Below are 8,067 nucleotides of genomic sequence, written 5' to 3'. Positions count from 1 at the left end.
TGCTAACGCGGGAGAGTAGGCCGCCGCCAGTTTTTATTTTATTTTTAAAAAATCCTTTATCATTGTGATAAAGGATTTTTTTGTTTTATACCCAAGTTAAGCTTATAAGCAATAAGTAATAATTGATAAACGATACATCAATCAACTATGATTGATCAACTATCACTTATCATTTATTACTTATGCTGGACAGCATACACTCCAATTGTCACTCCGTAGGAGTCTCAACAAAGTATCATCAAACAATTTTACAGTATCAAACCGTCTGAGTTAAAGAAATCATAAAGACTTTATAAAAAGAGTATGGATTCCTGCGGAATGATATAGTGGAAAGAAGTGGTACACATGAAAGAGAAGGACGCCGTTGGAACTCTCTAACTTTTTAAGCTTTAAACTCTATAAAAAGAGTCTGGATTCCTACGAAATGACACAGTGGAAAGAAGCAGCACAAATGAAATAGAAAGACGCTATTTACAAGAAAAGTTTTATCTGTTTAGTCTGCTATTTGTAGAATAGAAATCATTCTCCTCTTTTTAAGCTCATAAATTGCTTATCGCAAACAAAATCTGGGCTTATCATTATAAATAGGTCTGAGTGGCTGAAATCTGCTTTATTTTAATCCAGGTATAAAAAATCCCTTATCAATGCGATAAGGGATTAATTTATTGAAAAGTATAACAATAATATCAGACCTGTATTACTCCAAGATTGAACTTCTCCGTGATAGGAGAGTGGTTTGCAGCTTCAATCCCCATAGAAATCCATTTTCTGGTATCGGCAGGATTGATGATGGCATCTGTCCATAATCTTGCTGCTGCATAGGTAGATTCAGTTTGTTTCTGATATTTCTTTGAGATGGTATCCAGAATTTCGTTATGCTCTTCTTCAGAGATATTTTTTCCTTGCTTCTTTAAAGTAGATTCCTGAATCTGAGCCAGTACTTTTGCTGCCTGTGCGCCACCCATTACCGCTAAATCTGCCCAAGGCCATGCAACAATTAATCTGGGATCATAAGCTTTTCCACACATTGCATAATTTCCTGCTCCATAAGAATTTCCTGTTATAATAGTAAATTTAGGAACTACGGAATTAGAAACCGCATTTACCATTTTAGCACCATCTTTAATAATACCGCCATGTTCTGATTTTGAACCCACCATGAATCCGGTGACATCCTGTAAGAAAATTAATGGTATTTTTCTCTGATTACAATTGGCAATAAATCGGGTTGCTTTATCTGCAGAATCAGAGTAGATCACTCCTCCGAACTGCATTTCTCCTTTACCGCTTTTAACCAGCTTTCTCTGATTGGCTACAATCCCTACGGACCAGCCGTCAACTCTTGCTGTTGCACAGATAATACTTTTACCATAGTCTGGTTTATATTCTTCGTATTCTGAGTTATCCACAATACATTTGATAATTTCGTAGGTATCGTATTGCTCAGCTCTTGAGACCGGCATAATTCCGAAAATATTCTCAGGATTTTCTTTTGGTGGGAAACTTTCTATTCTGTCAAAGCCCGCTTTTTCAGTAGTTCCGACAGATTTCATGATGTTTTTGATTCTGTTCAGAGCATCTTTATCATCTTTAGCTTTATAATCCGTTACTCCTGAAATAGAGCAGTGAGTGGTTGCTCCACCCAATGTTTCATTATCAATACTTTCTCCGATAGCTGCTTTTACCAGATAACTTCCTGCAAGGAAAATAGAGCCTGTTTTATCCACAATCATAGCTTCATCACTCATGATGGGTAAGTAAGCTCCTCCAGCTACACAACTTCCCATAACGGCAGAGATCTGGATGATTCCCATAGAACTCATTTTAGCATTATTTCTGAAAATTCGTCCAAAATGTTCCTTATCCGGGAAGATCTCATCCTGCATAGGAAGATAAACACCTGCAGAATCTACTAAATAAATGATGGGAAGCTTGTTTTCCATAGCAATTTCCTGTGCTCTCAGATTTTTCTTTCCTGTGATAGGAAACCATGCACCAGCTTTTACAGAGGCATCATTAGCGACAATGATACACTGTCTTCCGGAAACGTAGCCAATAACAACTACAACACCTCCGCTAGGGCATCCTCCATGCTCCTGATACATTTCATATCCTGCAAATGCTCCAATTTCTATGGAATCTGAATCTTTATCGAGGAGATAATCTATTCTTTCTCTTGCTGTCATTTTTCCTTCATCACGAAGCTTTTGAAGCCTTTTCTCACCACCTCCTTTTTTAATCTCAGTGAGTAAGCGATTTATTTCAGATAATTTTAATCTGTTCTGATCCTCTCGTTTATTGAATTCGATGTCCATAAAATTTTCAATTTTTTACGCTTAAAGATACTATTTTTATGAGGAATATAAACTGGAAGTAAAACAGATGTTTAATTGTTTGGTTTCTAGTAAATTGTGAAATTTTTAACTAAAAAATATTTTTAAATAATTTATATTTTTTCTAACTTTACACTAGAGTAACAGAGGTGATATTCTCTGCAAAATACTCTAAGTTCCTAGTTTATTTTTTTAATAGTTTATTATTTGAAGGCCCTGAAAGTTTAACAAATTTTCAGGGTTTTTTTTATCTATATACGTTTGTCAGTAATACTACTATATATGATATTTAAGAGACCGTTTCGTCAGATGTTGTTTTGATTTCAATCCTGACTTGATATCATATTGGTTTTTATTTTTACTAAATTATTAGAAAACGTCCTGAATTAAGAGTAAAAACTATTAAAAACTTTATTTATCATCTTTTTATTAATATAAATTTATGTTTTTTTGTAAGATTTATAAAAGCGTATTTGTAAATTTGCACGTTAAAATCAAAAGGGGATAGGTTATGCATAAATTGGCGCTTTTCAGGTTACATTTAATAGTTTTTTTATGGGGATTCACCGCAATTTTAGGAAAACTGATTCAGGCCAATGCTCAGATTCTTGTGTTTTACAGAATGTTGTTTGCCTCAATCTTTTTGTATGTATTTATCAGATTCTTTAAAAAGGAAAGCATTAAGGTGTCCAGGAAAATATTCTTTCAGCTGGCCGCTATAGGCTTTGCAATGGCACTTCACTGGTATTGTTTCTTTTATTCTATTAAAGTTTCCAATGTTTCAATTGCCTTAAGCTGCCTTTCCTTATCGACACTTTTTGCTTCGATTCTGGAACCTATTATTTTCAAAAGGAAAATTGATATATCTGAAGTAGTAATGGGAACTGTTATTGTGGCCTGTATATTATTGATTTTTAAAACAGAATTTCATTTTAAAGAAGGTATTATTTATGGAATTTTGTGTGCTATATTCGGGACTGTTTTTTCAGTTTTTAATGGTAAAATGTTTGGGAAAACAAGTTCGGGAAACATTATTTTTTATGAAATCTTCTGTGGTTGGTTCATTTTAATGATATTTTATCTGCTTTCGGGGCAAATTTTTCAGATGAATGAAATAAACTACAGGGATCTGGCGTTAATATGCTTGTTAGCCAGTGTTTTTACTGCTTTTCCCATGCTGGAATCTGTGAATTTAATGAAATATATATCACCTTTTACTTTAATTTTAACAGTTAATTTAGAACCTGTCTACGGAATTATACTAGCTTTTTTTATCTTTGGAGAATCAGAACATATGAGCCCTATATTTTATGTCGCTTCAGGTGTTATGATACTGGCAATCATTGCAAACGGATTAATAAAAGCCAGAAAAACTAAAAACTTAAACTAAGCATCAAATTTATATGATGAAAAAATATTTTTTACTTGCATTTTCACTGTTGTTTGGGCTTTCTCAATCTCAGATTATCAGAAAATATTCCAATGAATTTTTAAATATCGGAGCCGGAGCAAGAGGACTTGCAATGGGAGGAGCGGTAATTACCAACCAGGATGATGTATATTCTCCTATGTGGAATCCCGCAGGTTTAATGTCTATCGAAAGAGACTGGCAGGGAGCAGCAATGCACGCAGAATACTTTGAATCTATTGCGAAATATGACTATCTGGCTTATGCAAAAGTACTCGAGGAAGGTGTTTTTGGGGTTTCCGTAGTAAGGCTGGGAGTAGATAATATTTTAAATACAACCCAGATGATCGATTCTGAAGGGAATATTGATTATGATAAAATCACAAAGTTCTCTCAATCCGATTATGCTGCTATTCTTTCTTATGCATTCAGACCAGGAGGAAATCCGAAATTAGACGTTGGGATCAATGCTAAGATTGTATATAGAAATGTGGGTAAATTTGCTAATGGTTATGGTTTTGGATTCGATGTTGGAGCGATTTATAAAGCAGATAACGGATGGAAGTTCGGGGGGATGGTAAGAGATATTACAACTACTGTCAACTTCTGGACGGTTAATCAGAAAGAACTTTCTACTGTTGTAAATGGGGAAGAATTTAACCCTGCTCCCAAAGATAAACTGGAACTTACAATGCCTAAACTGAATGTAGGGGCCAGCAAATTATTTGAAATCAACAGCAGCGTATATGTATTGCCGGAAGCAGGTATAAATGTGGATTTTGCGAAGACAGCATCCTTAATTTCTACAGACTTTGCCAGTATCAGTCCTTACGCAGGAGCTGAGCTGGGATACCAGAAAATGATTTTTGTGAGATTGGGGATCAACAGATTCCAGTCTATTACAGATATAGAAGATCTTAAAAGAAAAGTTTCTTTCCAGCCAAGTGCAGGTCTTGGAATAAGATACAGAGGGCTTACACTGGATTATGCCATTACAAATTCAGGGATTGGCGGATCTAATTTTTATTCCAATTTCTTCTCCTTAAAACTGGATATGGGAGCATTTAGAAACGATTAAAATTATAAAAATGAAAAAGTTATTAATGCTGATGTTGGTAATAAGCTCAACAATGGCTTTTACGCAGAAAGTTTCAGATTATAAATATGTAGTGATTCCTGAAAAATTTAAAACCTTTAAAAACAGCAGTTTTGGATTGGAAGCTTATCTGGCTAAAGGGCTGCAGGGAAAGAAGTATGAAATTTTAACTGAGGCAATGGACAAATGGCCATCTGAGGCTAGAAATAATTCCTGTAATGTAATTAATGCTGAAGTGCTGAATGATAAGAGCTTATTTACAAATAAAGTGATTTTGCAGTTCAAAGACTGCAATAAAAAGGTCATTTTAGAATCCAAAGGGCGCTCAGATATAAAGGAATTTGAAGAAGGGTTTCCTGATGCTTTAAAGCAGGCTCTGACACATGTTCCACTTTCCAGCCCGGTAGAAATGAAGCCTGCTAAAATATCAGATGCTGCTGAAAATGTACAGAATACAGTTTCTGAAACCGTTGTATCTGCAGGAACTCCGGAAGCAAATAATTATTCAAACGGGAAACTTAATCTTCAGAAAATACAGATTGATTCTAATCAGTTTATTTTGGCAAAATCCGGAAGTTCCGTACCATTTGCTGTTTTCAAAACGACTTCTAAGAGCGCTGTTTTCCTTGTAAAAATGGCTGATGGAAATACTACGATAGGATATTTTGAAAATGGAAATATTGTGATCGATATTCCACAGGCCGATGGCAAATTTTCCAAAGAAGTTTTTGTGGCAAAATAAATTATACATAACAAAATACATAAAAGGCTCTTAAAAAGAGCCTTTTATAATATATATGTTGATGTGTTTTTCATTCTTTTAGCATTTTAGACAGAGTCCTATAGATATGAAAGCAATTGGAGTGTCAAATCAAATAGCAAATGAAATGTGAATAGATTTATAAAAAGAGAAGAATTTTCATAGCATTATTGTCATTAGTTGATATTACTAATTTATGGAAAAAATATAAATAATACTAATATTTAATAAAATATTTATTTGTTTGTGTTTTTTATTGATAAATTTCCTTTTTGTACTGGGGATTGTTAGTTTTTGTCTCTTATTGAGTAAATGAAAAAAGTATATGAGTTTTTGCATTAAAACTTCATTTTGTTTGTGACAAATTAGCTGCCGTAGTGCATCAATTTATCAGTTAGCATTAAAAAATTCCCAAATCACTTTAGCTTTACTTTTCCCCAGAATTTCTTCAAGAGTTTCAAAATTGGCTTCTTTGATTCGTTTTACAGACTTCAGTTTAGACAAAAGCAATTCGATTGTTTTTTCTCCAACTCCAGGAATTTCTTCAAGCTCAGATTTTATCGTAGAGTTTTTTCTTCTCGTTCTGTGATGTTTTACCCCAAACCGGTGAGCTTCATCACGAACACGCTGAAGAATTTTCAACGTTTCAGATTTTTTGTCCAGATATAAAGGAATAGGATCTTCCGGAAAGAATATTTCTTCCAGCCTCTTGGCGATTCCTACAATGGTAATTTTTCCATAAAGTCCTAATAACCTGAGACTTTTTACAGCAGAAGAAAGCTGTCCTTTTCCTCCATCTATCAGAATCAGCTGGGGAAGACTTTCTCCCTCATCAAGCATTCTTTTATAGCGGCGGTAGATTACTTCTTCCATCGTGGCAAAATCGTTAGGTCCTTCTACCGTTTTAGGATGAAAAATTCTGTAATCTGCTTTGCTCGGTTTTCCATCTTTAAAAACAACACATGCAGACACAGGATTGGTTCCCTGAATATTTGAGTTATCAAAACCTTCAATATGTCTTGGTTCAACAGGCATTCTCAACAATTTCTGCATTTCTGCCATGATTCTGTTGGTATGTCTTTCAGGATCTACAATCTGAACCTGTTTCAGCTTTTCCAGACGGTATTCTTTAGCATTCTTTTCAGAAAGCTCTACAATTCTTTTTTTGTCTCCTACTTTAGGAACAATCAGCTTTACATTTGGGATTTCTACAGAAAGATGAAACGGTAGAAGAACTTCTATAGAATCGGAGGAAAACTTTTGACGGATCTCAATCAAAGCTTCTTCCATAATATCTTCATCCGTTTCCTCAAGAATCTTTTTAATCTCGGTGGTAAAACTCTGGATGATATTTCCGTTTCTGATTTTAAAGAAATTGACATAAGCAGCGGTCTCATCACTGGTCATTCCGAAAACATCTACATCATCAATATTCGGATTTACAACGGTGTTTTTAGCCTGATAATCCTCAAGAATATCCAGTCTTTCCTTAATGATCTGAGCTTCTTCAAATTTAAGATTGGACGCCAGCTTCATCATCTGATTCACCAGATAATCCTTTGCCTTACGGAAATCCCCTTTAATAATTCCGCGGATGGCATCTATTTTTTCATCATAATCTTCTTTGCTTTCAAGATCTTCACAGGGCCCTTCACAGTTTTTGATATGGTATTCCAGGCAGACTTTATATTTGCCTTCCGCAATTTTGGATGGGGAAAGATTCAGATTACAGGTTCTAAGTTTATAGATGTGTTTGATAGTATCCAGCAATATCTTTGCAGGGCGCACTTTGGCATACGGACCATAATATTCGGATCCGTCTTTAATCATATTTCTGGTCAGAAAAATTCTTGGAAAATCTTCATTTTTGATGCAGATCCATGGATAGGTCTTGTCATCCTTCAACATAACATTATAAAACGGCTGGTACTCTTTAATCAGATTATTTTCCAATAAAAGTGCATCATACTCGCTGTTTACAATCGTCGTTTCCAATCGCTGGATTTTGCTGACCATTATTTTGATCCTGTATCCTGAAAGGTTTTTATTGAAATAGGAGAGTACCCTCTTTTTCAGATTTTTAGCTTTTCCCACATACAAAAGCTGTTCGTTTTTATCATAATAACGATAAACGCCGGGTTCGGATGGTAAGGTTTTGAGCTGTAATTCTAAAGAAGGATTCATATAACAAAATTAAGGAAACTTTCCCTATTTAAAAAAAGAAAAAACCTGCAGATAATTCTGCAGGTTCCGGTATTTTGATAGTGTGTCTCGTCCTGAAAAAGGTTGACTAAAAAACCATAAAATTAGTCATCCTTATGAATCTAAAAAAAACATCGTCCTCTGTCCAAGAATATAGTGAGGCATTCAAACGACAAGTTGTCTCTGAATATGAACGGGGATTATATACAAAATCCCAATTGCAAACTCGATACAATATTCGGGGTAATTCATGCATTTCTAGTTGGTT

5 protein-coding genes and 1 pseudogene are annotated in these 8,067 nt (G+C 34.7%); 4 read left to right on the top strand and 2 right to left on the bottom strand.

The genetic code is table 11. The annotated features are described in order from the left end of the window. Positions 1 to 686 precede the first annotated feature (686 nt). On the bottom strand, positions 687 to 2,315 hold the full coding sequence (locus FFS26_RS22245; protein ID WP_110011812.1) for an acyl-CoA carboxylase subunit beta: 1,629 nt from the start codon (positions 2,313 to 2,315) through the stop codon (positions 687 to 689). 529 nt (positions 2,316 to 2,844) lie between these two features. Here FFS26_RS22245 and FFS26_RS22240 point away from each other — a divergent pair. From FFS26_RS22240 to FFS26_RS22230, 3 genes are read left to right on the top strand one after another with little or no spacing between them, the layout of a single operon-like run. Then, complete coding sequence (locus FFS26_RS22240) at positions 2,845 to 3,723, top strand: DMT family transporter (protein ID WP_110011811.1); 879 nt, start codon at positions 2,845 to 2,847, stop codon at positions 3,721 to 3,723. A 13-nt stretch (positions 3,724 to 3,736) separates the two neighbouring features. Next, positions 3,737 to 4,819 carry a PorV/PorQ family protein gene (locus FFS26_RS22235; protein WP_110011810.1) on the top strand — a complete coding sequence of 361 codons (1,083 nt, stop codon included), beginning with the start codon at positions 3,737 to 3,739 and terminating at the stop codon, positions 4,817 to 4,819. A 10-nt stretch (positions 4,820 to 4,829) separates the two neighbouring features. Continuing rightward, entirely contained in the window at positions 4,830 to 5,579 is a 750-nt protein-coding gene (locus tag FFS26_RS22230; RefSeq protein WP_110011809.1) for a hypothetical protein, read from the top strand. A gap of 408 nt (positions 5,580 to 5,987) precedes the next feature. Here the strand turns inward: FFS26_RS22230 and uvrC are convergent, their stop codons facing one another. Further along, on the bottom strand, positions 5,988 to 7,781 hold the full coding sequence (gene uvrC, locus FFS26_RS22225; RefSeq protein WP_137906179.1) for an excinuclease ABC subunit UvrC: 1,794 nt from the start codon (positions 7,779 to 7,781) through the stop codon (positions 5,988 to 5,990). 134 nt (positions 7,782 to 7,915) lie between these two features. Here uvrC and FFS26_RS22220 point away from each other — a divergent pair. Further along, positions 7,916 to 8,067, top strand: a pseudogene (locus FFS26_RS22220) (IS3 family transposase); the annotation flags it as partial.

Origin of the sequence: Chryseobacterium sp. 2VB, assembly GCF_005503635.1 — a bacterium.
Taxonomy (GTDB): domain Bacteria; phylum Bacteroidota; class Bacteroidia; order Flavobacteriales; family Weeksellaceae; genus Chryseobacterium; species Chryseobacterium cupriresistens.
This window is presented reverse-complemented; position numbering and strand designations above follow the sequence as displayed.